Here is a 16704-nt window from a genome sequence, read left to right on the forward strand (position 1 = left end):
TAGACGTAACGACTCTGAAAGTAGTGGACATGAATTCCCGACAACAATTAATACTGCAGACGGTAATCGATAAAGGGCGAATGAGCGTTTCGGATCTGTCAAAAATGACAGGGGTTTCCGAAGTGACCATCCGACAGGACCTCAATACCCTTGAAAAACAGAGTTACCTGCGTCGTACGCACGGTTTTGCCGTTCCGCTGGATAGCGACGACGTCGAAACGCGCATGATGAATAACTACACCGTAAAACGTGAGCTTGCTGACTACGCCGCATCGCTGGTAAGTGACGGCGAAACGGTATTTATCGAAAACGGTAGCTGCAACGCGCTGCTGGCCCGTCGTCTTGGTGAGCAACGTGGCATCACTATCATTACCGTTAGCAGCTATATCGCACATCTCCTTAAAGATGCCCTGTGTGACGTTATTCTGCTGGGCGGTATCTATCAGAAGAAGAGTGAAAGCGTCGTCGGCCCCCTTACCCGGCAATACGTTCAGCAAGTGCATTTCAGCAAGGCATTTATTGGTATTGATGGCTGGTTGCCTGATACCGGTTTTACCGGCAGAGATATGATGCGCTCTGACGTGGTTAACGCGGTGCTGGAAAAAGGCAACGAAGCCATTGTCCTGACCGACAGCTCAAAATTTGGCGCGGTGCATCCATACACGTTGGGCGTGGGCAACTGCTTTAATCGTGTAATCACCGATGCGGGTATCCCCGCAGATGCTCAGCGCCAGTTGCAGGAATCTGGTCTTCTGGTCGATATCGTCAACACAGCCGCTTCGCTTTAATAGAAACAGCCCGCTCAGTCGGGCTATCTCCTTCATATCTGAGACTATTCTGACCCGCCAATTAAGACTATTTACCCTGCCGGTAAAAATGTTCAGACGTAAAATTATATTCAGCGATATAACAGGACGTAACTATCACACGCGTGAATTTAGTAACACCTGCGCCATAAGGTTTTACGGAAAGTCTTTAGTACAGGCTAAAGGCACTATACTTAAAGAGAACACTTTCCGTGAATCAACTATTCAGGAGAAAGTATGATGATGTTAACAAGCAAAAAAATGGCAGCCGCTCTGCTGGCTGTAACCCTGGCAATGTCTCTGAGTGCTTGCGGTCACTGGTCTAAACGCGATCGTAATACCGCAATCGGTGCCGGCGCGGGTGCTTTAGGTGGTGCTGTCTTAACCGATGGTAGCACGCTGGGTACACTGGGTGGCGCGGCGGTTGGTGGTATTATCGGTCACCAGGTTGGTAAATAATTCGCTTCATCACGGCACTTAAAACAGAATAAAGATACTTTCTTTCAGGTCTGAATAAGCAGTATTAAAAAGGCCGCGATGAAAATCGCGGCCTTTCTCTTAGGCAGAAATCTTACCCGCCTGCCAGTTTAACTTTCATCCCTTTCGCTTCCAGTAACGATTTAAGCAAATCACGTTTATCGCCCTGAATTTCAATAACGCCATCTTTTACTGAGCCGCCGCAGCCACATTTCTTTTTGAGCTCAGCGGCTAAGGTTGCAAGCGCGGCGTCATCACCTTCAACACCGGTGATCAGGCATACCCCCTTCCCTTTACGGCCACTGGTCTGACGCTGTATACGCACAACGCCATCGCCTTTCGGGCGCTCAACGGGCGCTTTTTCTTCATTAATTCGCCCGGTTTCGGTGGAATAGACCAGACGACTATTGTTATCGCTCATTACGCCTCCAGGCCAAGAGATGCGTTAATATCGCGCAGAGTCTGAGTAGAATCAGCAGACTGCGTGACCGGGCGACCAATCACCATATAATCTACACCGGCTGCCAGCGCCTGCTCCGGGGTCATAATGCGACGCTGATCGCCCACCTCACTGCCCTGCGGACGAATACCCGGCGTCACCAGTTTGAATTGTTGACCAAAAGCCGCTTTAAAGCGCACCGCTTCTTGCGCTGAGCAGACGACACCGTCCAGACCGCATTGCTGCGTCAGGCCCGCCAGACGTTCTGCGTATTCAGCAGGGGTAGCGGTAATACCTAATCCTTGCAGATCGCTGGCTTCCATACTGGTGAGTACCGTTACTGCAATAAGAAGTGGCGCATCGTTACCGAAAGGGAGAAGCGCCTCTTTGGCGGCGGTCATCATTCGTGCACCGCCAGAAGCATGTACGTTCACCATCCACACACCTAAATCTGCCGCTGCTTTTACCGCGTGCGCTGCCGTGTTTGGAATGTCATGAAATTTTAAGTCCAGAAACACGTCAAAACCGCGTTGTTGCAGGTCGCGAACCAGTTGCGGGCCAAACAGCGTGAACATCTCTTTGCCGACTTTCAGCCTGCAGTCACGGGGATCGATGCGGTCAACAAAGGCCAGAGCCTTATCACGGTTATCGTAGTCAAGCGCGACCACGACCGGAGAAGACGTTAACGCGCGGGAAATAGATGAAGCAGTAGACGTCATGATGAGACCTTCTTTGATGAGGGCACCCGCTCAGGCGCGAATAATAAACGGCGAGCATTCTACCTGTGCTACAGCGGAATTGACAGGCTCCATTCACCCACTGCCAGGCGATGAGACTGCGGTGCTAAACCTGACGGGTGAAAAAAACCATTAGTATGTTGTAACTAAAGTACGCTTTTTTTTAATACTACTGCCCGTCGAGACCGCGAATAGGCTTAACGGTCGACCAGGCACGGCAGGACGGGCAATGCCAGTACATCGTAAAGGCGGTAAAACCACATTTATGGCAGCGATAGCGCGGTTTGCTGCGAATTTGTTCGCCTACCATGTCGCGCAGTACCATCAGACTCTCTTTTGCGCGCCCTTCTTCCGCTTCGTTCAGATGGTAATCCATCAATTTATGGAAAACACGCATCGTTGGGTGGCGCTGCAATTGACGCGTGACGTACATCTGCGCAGGATCCTGCCCTTCGCGGTTTTCCATAATTTCCGCCAGCATCAATTCCGCTGTTGCGCCGGTGTTCTCTTCGACACAGCGCTGGAGGAACGCGGCCCACTCGTCCTGTTTGCCCAGATGCTGATAACACACCTGCAGCATTTCCAGCGTTTCGCTGACCAGTTCTTTATCCTGGTCGATGACACGCAGAAGGCTCTCTACCGCTTTGGCGTATTCCCCTTTTGCCATAAACACGCGTCCCATCATGATCGACACGCGCGGGCTATCGCGGTCGGCGGCCGCTCCTTTTTTCAGCAAGGCCATCGCCTTGTCCATATCGTCATTCCCCATTTGCTGTAACGCCAGTTCACAGTAAAAATGGGCAATTTCGCCTCGCTGCTTATCTTTACCAAGCTTAACCAGCCGCTCCGCAACATCAATGGCTTTCTGCCAGTCGCTGGTCGCCTGATAAATTTGCAAGAGCTGCTGGAGCGCGCTGATACGAAAATCTGTCTCATCAACAAGTTGATTGAACATATCTTCCGCACGGTCATACATCCCTGCGGCCATGTAGTCACGGCCCAGTTGCTGAACGGCAAGCAATCGCTGGTCATAAGAGAGCGACGCGCTTTCCATCAGGGTCTGGTGAATGCGGATAGCGCGATCGACTTCGCCGCGCGAGCGGAACAGGTTTCCGAGGGTAAGATGGGCTTCGACAGTGCCGGTATCCTCTTTGAGCATGTCGAGGAACAGGTCCACCGCCTTATCTTGTTGGTTGCTCAGAAGCAGGTTCATACCGGCTACGTAATCACGCGATAGCCGGTTTGCTTCGTCCTGCTTAGTTTGTTGAGCATTTCTGCGCCCCATGTACCAGCCGTATGCAGCCGCAACAGGTAACAGCAGAAACAACAACTCCAACATATACGATTATTCCTTTACTACCGGCGTACCGGGATTCACAGCAGCCGTGGTAGCAGGCGCGAGTTGATGCTCAAGTCGTTTAATTTTCCGCTCCGCACGCGCCAGAGAAACACGTACGCGCAGCCAGAACAGACCACAAATCAGCCAACCAATGACAAAACCAGCAGCAAAAAGAACGGCCAGTAATGTCGAGATGCGATATTCGCCCTGGGCGAGCAGATAATTGAAGGTCACCTGCTGATCGTTTTGTGCACCAAGCGTGACCGAAACGACAAAAATCGCCAGCACCAATAAGAAAATGAGTAAATATTTCACATTACTTCCCGTTATGTGGTTATGAGCGAATAAGTTATGTTCAACTGACTGCATCCAGCCTTATAAACTACCATTTTAGCGTCTGGCGGGAAACGGAAATGCGTGACACCTCATACTGATTTAGGGTCTAAATGCAGAATTTCAACTTTCCTGCTCCCTTTCGGCGATTTCCTGCTTCTCTTCGACGGGTGGCGTCAACGGTCCACACAGGCGTTGCGCAAGCCAGGTGGCGATTGTCACCAGCATCCAGGAGATGAGTGTCGCGACAACCAGATCGCGAGGCCAGTGCATGCCCAGCAGTAATCGGCTTCCCATGACACTTGTAGCCCACAGCAGTAACACGACAAGGGTCCAGGTACGACGACGAGGCCAAAGCAAACCGACACCAAGGAGCGCCCAACTTGCAGCAAACATGGTATGGCCTGAGGGGAAGGCAAACCCCGTTTCGTTTTGCCAGTGTTTGCGTAAAAACTCAGGAATAGCCGCCTGGTTGATTAACTGTGTTTCCACGAGTTGGCTTCGCGCTTTACGTTTCAGGCTGTAAAACTCATCGGATTGAATATTATGTGTTTTTTCAAGCCAGACCACAAATGGCCTGGGTTCCTGTACCCGTTCTTTCACCCAGGATTTCACCCCCTGGCCCGCAAGGATCGCACAGCCCAGGATAGCAAACAGCATGAGTGCCGCTTTTAATCGAAAACGCAGGCACCACAAAAACCAGCCGCAGAGAATCACATGGGTGATAATGCCCCAGGGTTGGGTCACGGTCTCCGTCATCCAGTACATTGCGCGCAGCCATCCACTGCTTTCTCCAGGCTGCCAGCGCCAGCCTGATATCCATACAACAACCGGCATAATTAACAGTATTCCCGCACCGACTGTCGTGCGCTTTGCAATAGAAAACATCTCTTCTCCTTTGATCTGTAACTTCACAATCATAACTGATAAATAACATTTTCGGGAAAAGTGCCAGATTTGTGCGTTTTAACAGCAATGCGTCAGGAGGTGGTTAGTGATGTAAAGCGCATTGTGGCAAAATGACGTTATACAAAAGGCCAATCGTCTGACGGCCAGCATAAATCTGGAGAATCACATGCAGCTTAAACGCGTGGCAGAAGCCAAACTGCCAACCCCATGGGGCGATTTCCTGATGGTGGGTTTTGAAGAACTGGCAACCGGGCAGGATCATGTTGCACTTGTCTTTGGGGATATTTCCGGGCAGTTACCGGTTCTGGCACGAGTCCATTCGGAATGCCTGACGGGCGACGCGCTGTTCAGCTTGCGCTGCGATTGCGGTTTCCAGCTCGAAGCGGCATTAACGCACATTGCCGAGGAAGGCCGGGGCGTGTTGCTGTACCACCGCCAGGAAGGTCGTAATATTGGCCTGCTCAACAAGATTCGCGCCTATGCGCTGCAGGATCAGGGTTACGACACCGTGGAAGCAAACCATCAGTTAGGATTTGCCGCCGACGAACGCGACTTCACCCTGTGCGCCGATATGTTCAAACTGCTGGGTGTGGATGAAGTACGTCTGTTGACCAATAACCCACTCAAAGTCGAGATCCTCACCGAGGCCGGAATCAATATCGTTGAACGCGTGCCGCTGATTGTCGGGCGTAACCCGAAAAATGCGCACTATCTCGATACCAAAGCCGCGAAGATGGGTCATCTGCTAAGCGAATAACCTGAATATGCCGGGTAACTGTCACGCAGCCACCCGGCATAGCGGACGTTTAATGCAGCATATTGCGGATCACATAATGCAGAATGCCGTCATTCTGGTAGTAGGTCAGCTCTGTGGACGTATCGATACGGCAGCGACAATTCACCACCTCCTGCGTACCGTCAGGGCGGGTTAATGTCACCGGAATGGTCGCACCGGGTGTAAGCTGATTCAGCCCGGCGATATCCAGTTTCTCTTCCCCGGTCAGCCCCAGCGTTTTACGCGTTGCGCCCTGCGGGAACTCCAGCGGTAAGATGCCCATCCCAATCAGGTTTGAGCGGTGGATACGTTCGAAAGACTCCGCAATCACCACCCGCACGCCCAACAGGCGCGGTCCTTTCGCCGCCCAGTCACGGCTGGAGCCGGAACCGTACTCTTTACCGGCAATGACCGCAAGCGGCGTCCCCTGCTGCTGGTAGCGCATCGCGGCATCATAGATAGCAACCACTTCTTCACCCGGTAAATAACGGGTCATTCCCCCTTCCACGCCGGGGACCATTTCGTTACGAATGCGAATATTAGCAAATGTGCCGCGCATCATGACTTCATGGTTACCGCGACGCGAGCCATACGAGTTGAAATCCCGCCGCTCGACGCCGTGGCTTTGTAGATAACGACCTGCGGGGCTATCGGCTTTGATGCTACCCGCCGGTGAGATATGGTCGGTGGTGACGGAGTCGCCGAGCATCGCCAGGATGCGCGCACCGTGAATATCCTCAACCGGTTTCGGACTCGCTTCCATATCCTCAAAGAACGGAGACAGTCGAATATAAGTTGAATCACCCTGCCAGTCGTAGGTGTCCGAGCTTTCCACCTGAATCGCCTTCCATTCCGCTGTCCCTTCGAAAACTTCTGCGTATTCTTTACGGAACATATCGGTGGAGACTTGCTCGACAGCGCGGGCGATATCCTGGCTGGATGGCCAGATATCTTTCAGATAGACCGGATCGCCTTTACGATCGTGACCCAGCGGATCCGTGGTCAGATTGATGTTCATATTACCCGCCAGCGCATAAGCGACCACCAGCGGCGGTGATGCCAGCCAGTTGGTTTTCACCAGAGGATGGATGCGCCCTTCGAAGTTGCGGTTGCCCGAGAGCACCGCGCCAACCGTGAGATCCCCCTGCTTGATGGCCTGCTCGATAGGTTCTGGCAGCGGCCCCGAGTTACCGATACAGGTAGTACAGCCGTACCCGACGAGGTTGAATCCCAACTCATCGAGATACGGCGTTAGTTTCGCCTGAGCGAGGTAATCAGAAACCACTTTCGAGCCCGGCGCCAGTGAGGCTTTCACCCATGGCTGACGTTTTAACCCGGCCTTGACCGCATTTTTTGCCAGCAACCCCGCAGCCATCAGGACACTTGGATTCGACGTGTTAGTACAAGAGGTAATCGCAGAGATCACTACCGCGCCATCAGGAAGCTCATGTTTTTCACCTTTGAACACGTACTCTACTGGCTTACGATCCTTCTGGGCGGTATTGAGTTCCAGTTCAGTACTGGCAGCAAAAGCTTTAGGCACATCTCCCAAAGCCACACGGTCCTGGGGACGTTTCGGCCCGGCCAGGCTGGCTTCAACATCATCCATGTTCAGCTCAAGCGTGCTGGTAAAGATGGGCTCGTCGCCTGGGTTACGCCACATCCCCTGCGCTTTGGCATAAGCCTCAACGAGGCTAACCTGCTCTTCGCTACGTCCGCTAAGACGCATGTACTCAAGCGTTACGCCATCAATCGGGAAAAAGCCGCAGGTCGCGCCATACTCCGGCGCCATATTGGCGATAGTCGCCCGGTCAGCCAGAGGAAGCGAGTCCAGGCCATCACCGTAAAACTCAACGAATTTGCCCACTACACCATGCTTGCGCAGCATCTGGGTTACGGTCAAAACGAGGTCTGTGGCGGTGATCCCTTCGCGTAATTTACCGCTCAGTTTGAATCCGACCACATCAGGAATCAGCATGGAGACGGGTTGGCCCAGCATAGCCGCTTCCGCTTCAATCCCACCGACACCCCACCCCAGCACGCCGAGACCGTTGATCATCGTGGTATGCGAGTCGGTTCCCACCAGGGTGTCCGGATACGCCACCCACTCTTTGTCCTGTAATTCGCTCCATACCGCTTTGCCCAGATATTCCAGATTGACCTGGTGGCAAATTCCGGTTCCCGGCGGCACGACGCTAAAACGGCTGAACGCCTGCTGTCCCCAGCGCAGGAAAACATAGCGCTCGTGATTACGTTCCATTTCAAGGCGGACGTTCTCTTCGAAAGCGTCGTCATCACCAAAATGATCGACAGTGACGGAGTGGTCGATAACGAGATCAACGGGGGAAAGCGGATTCACTTTAGCGGTATCGCCACCGAGGCGTTTAACCGCCTCACGCATGGCGGCAAGGTCGACCACCGCCGGGACGCCGGTAAAGTCTTGCATCAAAACGCGGGCGGGACGGTAAGCAATTTCACGGTCGGCATGGGCTGTTTTCAGCCATCCCGCAAGGGCACGGATATCTTCTTCTGTGACAGAATCGTCATCCTGCCAGCGCAGGAGATTTTCGAGTAATACTTTTAGCGACTTGGGTAGACGCGCAATATCCCCAAGTTCCTTTGCGGCCAGCGGCAAGCTGTAGTAGTGATACGTTTTATTCTCTGCCTGCAACGTGTCCTTACTGGCTTCGCGTAGGGTAGACGACATAAGCTCCTCCTTAATAACAGGGATAGCGAAACCCTGATGCTTATCAGGGTCTGTATTAAAGATAACACAAACATGTCGTAACGTTTTTATAACAACTCAAAAGGCTAAATCTTGAGGTCAGGTGGGCAAGTGCTGGAGATTAAAGCAAAAAACCTCGCCTGAGCGAGGTTTTTCAATTGATTAGGATAACCATATCCTGATGAGCTCTCCCCAAAACAACAGGGAAAAAGAAAACGCGCTCATCCATGACCAGTATTTTACAGAACGGCGATTATTCATCATATACACACCAAAGAATGTATTCATTGAAGCTGCGTTGAGACGCAATTTATTATTGCTGTGGTGTATTTATTTAACAGTACACAAGTACACATCAGAATCATGAGTTAATTACCTCGCTAATTCTAATGATAACAATTATTGTTTTGGCACTTCGTCTTCCGCGAAGATGTCAATAAACGCTTGCTGCTGAGGCGTCAATTTCCAGGACGCCGGAACAGTAGTTGAAGCTTGCGGTTTCGCTGCTTTCGGTTTGTCATGCGGATGACACACTTGCTTCACTGGCTCAGAGCGACCTGTCACAGCCATTTTAACCCCAGAATTTCCAGATAATTAACGCTACCACGACCCAAAAGACGGCAGAACCCAGAAATACCGCCAGCCACGCTTTACGCTTGAGCTGCGGGTCCCTTTGCGGTTCTTCGCTTCCTGATGGCATTGCTAACCTCGTACAATCGACATCACTTATCATTTTAGGCACCAACAATCGGTACAATTAATCATGGATGAGATAAATCCTAAAGAAACTTTAGTCGAAAAGCTAGTGAATTTACGCATCCTGTTCAAAGAATATTTAATCTTTTGACCGCAAATAAATTATTGAAGTGAAAAATTTGCGAAGGGGCAATTTAGTTTCTATGTTTGTCGCAAATTTATGACAGATTATGTAACAGGAGGGAAAATCAATCAGGCAAAAGTATCAGATGGAAATAAGAGGATGATAACAATAATTCGACTTAGGGAAGGTTAAGGGGCTCCTTTTGCTATAAAAGGCTACCCCGCTAACATTATTTTTCCGGAAGTTTAATGTCCTTAAACATCGCCTCAATATCTTCGTTCGAACGTAACGCCACGGCGGCGTCAACCACATCACGCGTCAGGTGTGGCGCAAAGCGCTGAATGAAATCATACATGTAACTGCGCAAGAACGTGCTGCGACGAAAACCGATCTTGGTCGTACTGTGGCTGAAAATTTCCTGCGCATCCAGTTTTACCAGATCCGGGTCGGAAATCGGGTCGACGGCCATACTGGCAATGACCCCTACACCAAGCCCCAGACGCACATAGGTTTTGATAACGTCCGCATCGGTCGCCGTAAAAACAATACGCGGCGACAGCCCTGCCCGGTTGAAGGCGGTATCCAGCTCAGAACGCCCGGTAAAACCAAAGGTGTATGTCACCAGCGGATATTGCGCCAGCTCCTCAATCGACACCGATGGCTTACCTGCCAGAGGATGATCCGGGGTCACCACAATCGAGCGATTCCAGTGGTAGCACGGAAGCATCACCAGGTCGTCATAGAGATGCAGTGCTTCGGTAGCGATAGCAAAATCCGCATTACCTTTGGAGACAGCTTCCGCAATTTGCGTTGGCGACCCCTGATGCATATGTAACGAGACCCGGGGATAACGTTCGATAAATCCCTTAATCACGTTCGGTAACGCATAACGCGCCTGCGTATGGGTGGTCGCAACATAGAGCGAGCCTTTATCCGGCCAGGTATGTTCCCCCGCCACCGATTTAATGGCGTCAACTTTAGAGAGAACTTCGCGGGCAATACGGATGATTTCCTGTCCGGCTGGCGTTACCTGCGTGAGGTGTTTACCGCTGCGGGCAAAGATCTGTATCCCCAGTTCATCTTCAAGCATGCGAACTTGCTTACTGATGCCTGGCTGAGAGGTATAAAGACCTTCTGCCGTTGAGGAGACGTTGAGATTATGGTTCACCACTTCAACGATATAGCGAAGCTGCTGTAATTTCATGAAAGACCATCCAAATTCGCGCAAACGGGCAATCGCTTAAGACGATTTCATAATAAAAAAGGATTTAACTATAACCACTATATCATTTATATCTTCTATGTATAGATTCGAACAAAAAATAATAACCATGTTATAAAAAAAAGGGCCGGATAACCGGCCCTCAATTTAAGCTATTAATTTACAGCGTTATTTTTTGGCTTCTGCCCATTTCCCATCAACGTAAAACGCCGACCAGTTTGTCGCTTTGCCGTCTTTTTCCGACGCAACATACTGCTGTTTCGTTTTACGACTAAAACGGACAATGGTCTTATTCCCTTCCGGATCCTGTTGCGGCGCATCCGCCAGATAACGCAGTTTTTCCGGCAAACGGTCGCGGAAGCGATATAACTCTTCCACTAACGGTGCACGCGTTTCGCGCGATTTCGGGAAGGTGTTAGCCGCGAGGAAAACCCCGGCTGCGCCGTCACGCAGAACGAAATACGCGTCCGATTTTTCGCACGGCAGTTCCGGCAACGGAACCGGATCTTCTTTCGGTGGCGCGACTTCGCCATTACGCAGGATCTTACGCGTGTTTTTGCAGTCGTCGTTGGTACAGGCCATGTACTTACCGAAACGTCCCATTTTCAGGTGCATTTCAGAGCCACATTTTTCACACTCAACCACCGGACCGTCATAACCTTTGATGCGGAACTCGCCCTCTTCGATTTCATAACCGTCACAGGTCGGGTTATTACCGCAAACATGTAGTTTACGTTTCGGATCGATCAGGTAGCTGTCCATCGCCGTACCGCACTTTGTACAACGGCGTTTGGCGCGCAACGCATTGGTTTCCGCGTCGTCGCCTTCCAGCACGTTCAATACTTCGTTTTCCGGCACCAGGTTAATGGTGGTTTTGCAGCGCTCTTTTGGTGAAAGTGCATAACCGGAGCAACCGAGGAACACCCCGGTACTGGCGGTACGGATCCCCATCTTACGACCGCAAGTCGGGCAATCAATGCTGGTAAGCACCATCTGATTCGGGCGCATGCCGCCTTCATCCGGATCTCTTTCCGCCTGGTCAAGTTGGCGGGAGAAATCGCCGAAGAAACTGTCCAGCACCTTCTTCCATTCCGCTTCGTGGTTTGCCACCTGGTCGAGACGGTCTTCCATCTGCGCGGTGAAATCGTAATTCATCAACTCACGGAAGTTCTCTTCCAGACGGTCGGTAACAATTTCACCCATTTTTTCCGCATAGAAGCGACGGTTTTCCACGCGCACATAGCCACGGTCCTGAATGGTCGAAATGATCGACGCATACGTTGACGGACGGCCAATACCACGTTTTTCCAGCTCTTTAACCAGCGACGCTTCACTAAAGCGCGCAGGCGGTTTGGTGAAGTGCTGAGCAGGTGTCAGATCAATAAGCGACAGGACATCACCCGTGTTTACCGCTGGCAGCGTACGGTCTTCATCGCCTTTACGCAGCGCTGGCATCACCTTCGTCCAGCCATCGAAACGCAAAATGCGACCGCGTGCTTTCAGGCGATAATCACCCGCGCCCACGGTAATAGTGGTGGAGTCGTATTGCGCCGGCGTCATCTGACAGGCGACAAACTGGCGCCAGATCAGTTGATACAGTTTCTGCGCATCAGTTTCCATATCTTTAAGGGCGTCAGCCTCAACCCCAACATCGGAGGGACGAATCGCTTCGTGCGCTTCCTGGGAGTTCTCTTTGCTGGCGTACTGGTTGGCATTTTCCGGCAGATATTTTTTGCCGTACTTATCACCAATAAAGGTACGCACCATGCTGACCGCATCCTGACTCAGGTTGGTGGAGTCAGTACGCATATAAGTGATGTAACCTGCTTCGTACAGACGCTGGGCCATCATCATGGTTTTCTTCACGCCGAAGCCAAGACGAGTACTTGCCGCCTGCTGCAATGTGGAAGTAATAAATGGTGCGCCTGGCTTGCTGCTGGTCGGCTTGTCTTCGCGCTCAAGGACCGTGTAACGGGCTTTTTCGAGCAGGCTAACTGCCGCCATCGTTTGTTCGCGGTTAACCGGACGGAAAGGTTTATCCCCTTCGTGCGTCACCTGGAGTGGCAGAGAATCGCCACCCGGCGTTGCGGCATTAGCGTCAACTTCCCAGTACTCTTCCGGAACGAAGGCTTTAATTTCACGTTCACGCTCAACTACCAGACGCACAGCAACCGACTGTACTCGGCCAGCGGACAGGCCACGGGCAATCTTCTTCCACAACAGTGGAGAAACCATGTAACCCACTACGCGGTCCATAAAGCGCCGCGCCTGCTGGGCATTCACACGATCAATGTTCAGCTCGCCCGGCTTTTCGAACGCCTGGCGAATCGCATTTTTGGTGATTTCGTTAAACACCACGCGGCTATAGCGCGTTTCATCGCCACCGATCACTTCCCGCAGGTGCCATGCAATGGCTTCCCCTTCGCGGTCAAGGTCGGTTGCGAGATAGATATGGTCGGCTTTTTCAGCGAGCGATTTCAGCTCAGAAACCACCTTCTCTTTTCCGGGCAGCACTTCATAGTGCGCATCCCAGTTGTGCCATGGGTCAATGCCCATGCGATTGACGAGAGCGCCGCGTTCATCCTTTTTAGGCTTCTTAGCCGTTTTGGTGGAGGCAGAGTCAGCGCTCTTTTTAGGTGCTGAGCCACTGGTCGGCAAATCGCGGATATGACCTACGCTGGATTTCACCACGTAGTCATTACCCAGATACTTATTGATCGTTTTGGCTTTTGCCGGGGACTCAACGATGACGAGAGCTTTACCCATATTCACCTTTACCTAATAAAATTCTTCCAGGAATACGTCGCACATTGATTCACCTTCCGCTGGCGACGAGCCAATGATATTGCGGTGGCGACAATGGATATCAACCCTTTTCTTGACCATAAGCGAAAGTAATCGCTAGCAGATGATTGAGTTAACAGGCTTTTTCGCTAGTCTACGATACAGCACGACGATTTTACGGTCGAATGTCAAGCAAATCTGTTGCCAGATTGACGAAAGGGTCACACTGTACCTGATAAAATTTGTTACGCAACTTTATTAGCATGCAAATTCGAATCACGCCAGCACTACCGTAACGGGAAACCCCTTGCCTGCGCAGGGAAAATTTGCCCCTGGGCCGCGTGGGGCGTAAACTTGTTAAATTTTTAAGGAGGGGGCGAAATGGAGCCAACTAAGCAACCTATCGATCGTCAGTCTCTGCTTGAGCTGGCAAACCAACTTATCCGCGATCATGAAGACACACTGTCCGGCATTGAAGCAACCGGCGTAAGCCAGCGCAACGGGGTGCTGGTGTTCAGCGGCGAGTATTTTCTTGATGAACAGGGGCTGCCGACCGGGAAAAGCACTGCGGTGTTCAATATGTTCAAATATCTGGCGCATGAACTGTCTGAAAAATACCATCTGATCGATTAAACAAAAACGCGAGGCCATGGCCTCGCGTTTTTGTTTGTACTCGCCTTACATCAGCGGTTTCTGTCCGCGCTGCCACCAGCGCATCAGCAACCGGTCTGCGCTTTCTGCAGCACTTCCGGTAAAGCGGTCGATGAGCTTTTTGCGCTGCTGATAGCGCAAGCCAATGACCTCATGGCTCTCAAACAGCCCCAGCAGCAGCTCGTCACTGGTACCGACCGCATCGACAAGCCCTTTTTCCAGTGCCTGAGAACCATACCAGTGCTCGCCGGTCGCTACCTGTTCTATATCCAGTTGCGGGCGCATTTGATGCACAAAGCCTTTGAACAGGTCATGCGTTTCATTGAGGCTCTCGCGGAATTTCTGCCTTCCCTCTTCGGTGTTTTCACCCAACAGAGTCAGCGTGCGTTTGAACTGCCCGGCGGTATGCAGTTCGATATCAATCTCTTTACCTTTCAGGAAGCGGTTGAAGTTGGGGATCTGCGCCACAACGCCAATCGATCCAATAATAGAAAACGGCGCCGCAACAATTTTATCCGCCACGCAGGCCATCATATAACCGCCGCTGGCGGCGACTTTATCAACCGCGACGGTGAGCGGAACCTGCTTATCGCGCAGACGCTGCAACTGCGACGCAGCCAGCCCGTAACCATGAACAACGCCACCGGGGCTTTCCAGACGGAGAACCACCTGATCTTCTGGCTTCACCAGCGTCAACACTGCGGTTACCTCTTCGCGCAGCGCGCCCACTTCATGGGCATCCATGCTGCCTTTAAAGTCCAGCACCCAGGCGCGTGGTTTGCCCGCTGAGGCCATGTCGCCAGATTTTGCTTTGGCCTTTGCCGCTTTTGCATCCTGTTTGGCTTTTTTCTTTTGGGCTTTATGCCACAGCTTTTGCTGCTGGCTGTCCAGCAACGCCACAGCCATCTCTTCCTGCATTTCCTTATAGTCTTCGCTCATGCGGGTAATACGTAATTCCCCCCGCTGACGTTTGCGCTGTGTCAGATTAACAATAAGAATTGCGACCACCGCAATCGCAACCACAACAGTCGCAATTTTGGCTAAAAACAAACCATATTCAGACAGTAATTCCACGCATTCCACCTTGGTTCAGCCACTTAACAATCGCATTCAGTGTACATGAGCCTTTCTGGCGCGTCTCGCATTGCCACCCTTTCGGATATTCAGTCGACCAGTTTCAGCACATTCCGCTATACATTATCCCAACGCACGGGAGACTCTCTGCCAGACTGATTGAAATCGCTTTCTGTTTCAGGCATAAAGCCAACACGATTTAAAAACGGGTTGAGACCAAGGAGTTAGCGTGCATTACCAGCCACAACGCGACCTGTTGCGAAACCACATTATTCTGGTCACCGGTGCCAGTGACGGCATCGGCAAAGAAGCGGCGCTGACTTATGCCCGCTACGGCGCGCGCGTCATTTTACTGGGGCGTAACGAAGACAAACTCCGGGCCGTTGCCGGGCAAATAGCGTCCGAAGGCGGCCAGGCCGCCAGCCTCTACACACTGGACATGGCCACCTGTACACCCGATGATTGTCAGCGTCTCGCTAACGAGATAACGCAACACTACCCGAGACTGGACGGTGTGCTGCATAACGCTGGCGTGCTGGGTGATGTTTGCCCAATGAGCGAACAGCAGCCAGCCGTCTGGGATAACGTAATGCAGGTTAACGTCAACGCCACTTTCTATTTGACCCAGGTGCTCCTTCCTTTATTACTCAAAGCGGAAAGCGGCTCGCTGGTCTTCACATCGTCAAGCGTTGGCCGCCAGGGCCGTGCAAATTGGGGGGCCTATGCCGCCTCTAAATTTGCCACCGAAGGCATGATGCAAGTGCTGGCTGAGGAGTACCAAAACCGTTTACGGGTCAATTGCATCAACCCGGGCGGTACCCGGACGCAGATGCGCGCCAGTGCCTTCCCGAGCGAAGATCCGCAGAAATTAAAAACGCCAGCCGATATTATGCCGCTCTATCTATGGCTGATGGGCGATGACAGCCGTCGCAAAACAGGCATGAGTTTTGATGCTCAGCCAGGACGAAAACCGGGGATATCACAATGAGTGAAGAACGTTACCAGCAACGCCAGCAGCGGGTGAAAGACAAGGTCGAAGCCCGCGTGGCGGCAGCGCAGGAAGAGCGCGGCATCATTATCGTTTTTACCGGCAATGGTAAAGGCAAAACCACCGCTGCATTCGGCACCGCCGCACGTGCCGTCGGCCACGGAAAGAAGGTCGGTGCCATTCAGTTTATTAAAGGCACCTGGCCTAATGGTGAACGTAATTTACTGGAACCGCACGGTGTCGAATTTCAGGTGATGGCAACCGGGTTCACCTGGGACACGCAAAACCGCGAGAGCGACACTGCCGCCTGCCTTGAGGTATGGACACATGCGCAACGTATGCTGGCGGACGAATCGCTGGATATGGTGGTGCTCGACGAGTTGACCTATATGGTGGCTTACGATTACCTGCCGCTGGAAACCGTTCTTGATGCGCTGGAAAAGCGCCCGGCAAACCAGACGGTGATCATCACCGGTCGCGGCTGTCATCGCGATATCCTGGAGATTGCCGATACGGTCAGTGAACTGCGCCCGGTAAAACATGCTTTCGAAGCGGGCGTCAAGGCACAGATCGGTATCGACTATTAAGACACCGCTGGCAGCAGCGTAACAATGCGGCACTGCTG

General features: G+C 52.0%; 18 protein-coding genes. 6 read left to right on the forward strand and 12 right to left on the reverse strand.

Annotated features, from left to right (window positions below):
* Positions 1-29 precede the first annotated feature (29 nt).
* The gene (gene yciT, locus MRY16398_RS15500) at positions 30-788 is read left to right on the forward strand and encodes a DNA-binding transcriptional regulator YciT (RefSeq protein ID WP_039076939.1); all 759 of its coding nucleotides are present in this window, start codon (positions 30-32) and stop codon (positions 786-788) included.
* 258 nt (positions 789-1046) lie between these two features.
* Entirely contained in the window at positions 1047-1265 is a 219-nt protein-coding gene (osmB, locus tag MRY16398_RS15505) for an osmotically-inducible lipoprotein OsmB (protein ID WP_039076988.1), read from the forward strand.
* A gap of 112 nt (positions 1266-1377) precedes the next feature.
* Here osmB and yciH read toward each other — a convergent pair whose 3' ends face one another.
* From yciH to pgpB, 5 genes are all read right to left on the reverse strand, one after another.
* The gene (yciH, locus tag MRY16398_RS15510) at positions 1378-1704 is read right to left on the reverse strand and encodes a stress response translation initiation inhibitor YciH (RefSeq protein ID WP_110294973.1); all 327 of its coding nucleotides are present in this window, start codon (positions 1702-1704) and stop codon (positions 1378-1380) included.
* The gene (gene pyrF / locus MRY16398_RS15515; protein WP_125124745.1) at positions 1704-2441 is read right to left on the reverse strand and encodes an orotidine-5'-phosphate decarboxylase; all 738 of its coding nucleotides are present in this window, start codon (positions 2439-2441) and stop codon (positions 1704-1706) included. Before pyrF ends, yciH begins: the two co-directional genes overlap by 1 nt.
* Before the next feature lie 187 nt (positions 2442-2628).
* Positions 2629-3798: a lipopolysaccharide assembly protein LapB gene (gene lapB, locus MRY16398_RS15520; RefSeq protein WP_039076936.1), complete on the reverse strand. Its 1170-nt coding sequence runs from the start codon at positions 3796-3798 to the stop codon at positions 2629-2631.
* A gap of 6 nt (positions 3799-3804) precedes the next feature.
* Positions 3805-4113 (reverse strand): LapA family protein, encoded by a 309-nt coding sequence (locus tag MRY16398_RS15525; RefSeq protein WP_039076935.1) that lies wholly within the window; start codon positions 4111-4113, stop codon positions 3805-3807.
* Positions 4114-4254: 141 nt separating this feature from the next.
* Positions 4255-5019, reverse strand: coding sequence for a phosphatidylglycerophosphatase B (gene pgpB, locus MRY16398_RS15530; protein WP_071194085.1), 765 nt, complete (start codon positions 5017-5019; stop codon positions 4255-4257).
* Between the two features lie 187 nt (positions 5020-5206).
* Between pgpB and ribA the strand changes: the two genes are divergently transcribed.
* A complete protein-coding gene (gene ribA / locus MRY16398_RS15535; protein ID WP_039076933.1) occupies positions 5207-5797 on the forward strand; it encodes a GTP cyclohydrolase II in 591 nt (196 codons plus the stop codon).
* 49 nt (positions 5798-5846) lie between these two features.
* On the opposite strand, the gene acnA is transcribed toward ribA, so the two are convergent.
* The 6 genes from acnA to topA form a co-directional block, all read right to left on the reverse strand.
* Positions 5847-8522, reverse strand: coding sequence for an aconitate hydratase AcnA (gene acnA, locus MRY16398_RS15540; RefSeq protein ID WP_125124746.1), 2676 nt, complete (start codon positions 8520-8522; stop codon positions 5847-5849).
* Positions 8523-8702: 180 nt separating this feature from the next.
* The gene (ymiC, locus tag MRY16398_RS30950) at positions 8703-8801 is read right to left on the reverse strand and encodes a small membrane protein YmiC (protein ID WP_334312449.1); all 99 of its coding nucleotides are present in this window, start codon (positions 8799-8801) and stop codon (positions 8703-8705) included.
* Positions 8802-8939: 138 nt separating this feature from the next.
* A complete protein-coding gene (locus MRY16398_RS30630) occupies positions 8940-9110 on the reverse strand; it encodes a hypothetical protein (protein ID WP_165158723.1) in 171 nt (56 codons plus the stop codon).
* A 1-nt stretch (position 9111) separates the two neighbouring features.
* Complete coding sequence (locus tag MRY16398_RS15545) at positions 9112-9273, reverse strand: YmiA family putative membrane protein (protein ID WP_075203587.1); 162 nt, start codon at positions 9271-9273, stop codon at positions 9112-9114.
* 316 nt (positions 9274-9589) lie between these two features.
* A complete protein-coding gene (gene cysB, locus MRY16398_RS15550) occupies positions 9590-10564 on the reverse strand; it encodes an HTH-type transcriptional regulator CysB (protein ID WP_039076931.1) in 975 nt (324 codons plus the stop codon).
* Positions 10565-10750: 186 nt separating this feature from the next.
* Positions 10751-13348 (reverse strand): type I DNA topoisomerase, encoded by a 2598-nt coding sequence (gene topA, locus MRY16398_RS15555; RefSeq protein WP_039076930.1) that lies wholly within the window; start codon positions 13346-13348, stop codon positions 10751-10753.
* Between the two features lie 399 nt (positions 13349-13747).
* On the opposite strand from topA, the gene MRY16398_RS15560 reads away from it, so the two are divergent.
* Positions 13748-13999, forward strand: a complete 252-nt coding sequence (locus MRY16398_RS15560; RefSeq protein WP_039076929.1) for a YciN family protein — start codon at positions 13748-13750, stop codon at positions 13997-13999.
* A gap of 45 nt (positions 14000-14044) precedes the next feature.
* Here the strand turns inward: MRY16398_RS15560 and sohB are convergent, their stop codons facing one another.
* The gene (gene sohB / locus MRY16398_RS15565; protein WP_039076928.1) at positions 14045-15091 is read right to left on the reverse strand and encodes a protease SohB; all 1047 of its coding nucleotides are present in this window, start codon (positions 15089-15091) and stop codon (positions 14045-14047) included.
* 229 nt (positions 15092-15320) lie between these two features.
* Between sohB and MRY16398_RS15570 the strand changes: the two genes are divergently transcribed.
* A complete protein-coding gene (locus tag MRY16398_RS15570; RefSeq protein ID WP_125124747.1) occupies positions 15321-16079 on the forward strand; it encodes a YciK family oxidoreductase in 759 nt (252 codons plus the stop codon).
* Positions 16076-16666, forward strand: coding sequence for a cob(I)yrinic acid a,c-diamide adenosyltransferase (gene cobO, locus MRY16398_RS15575; protein WP_071194082.1), 591 nt, complete (start codon positions 16076-16078; stop codon positions 16664-16666). Before MRY16398_RS15570 ends, cobO begins: the two co-directional genes overlap by 4 nt.
* The last annotated feature ends 38 nt before the right edge of the window (positions 16667-16704 follow it).

The sequence above is a fragment of the Phytobacter sp. MRY16-398 genome (assembly GCF_003925915.1).
Classification (GTDB): Bacteria; Pseudomonadota; Gammaproteobacteria; order Enterobacterales; family Enterobacteriaceae; genus Phytobacter; species Phytobacter diazotrophicus.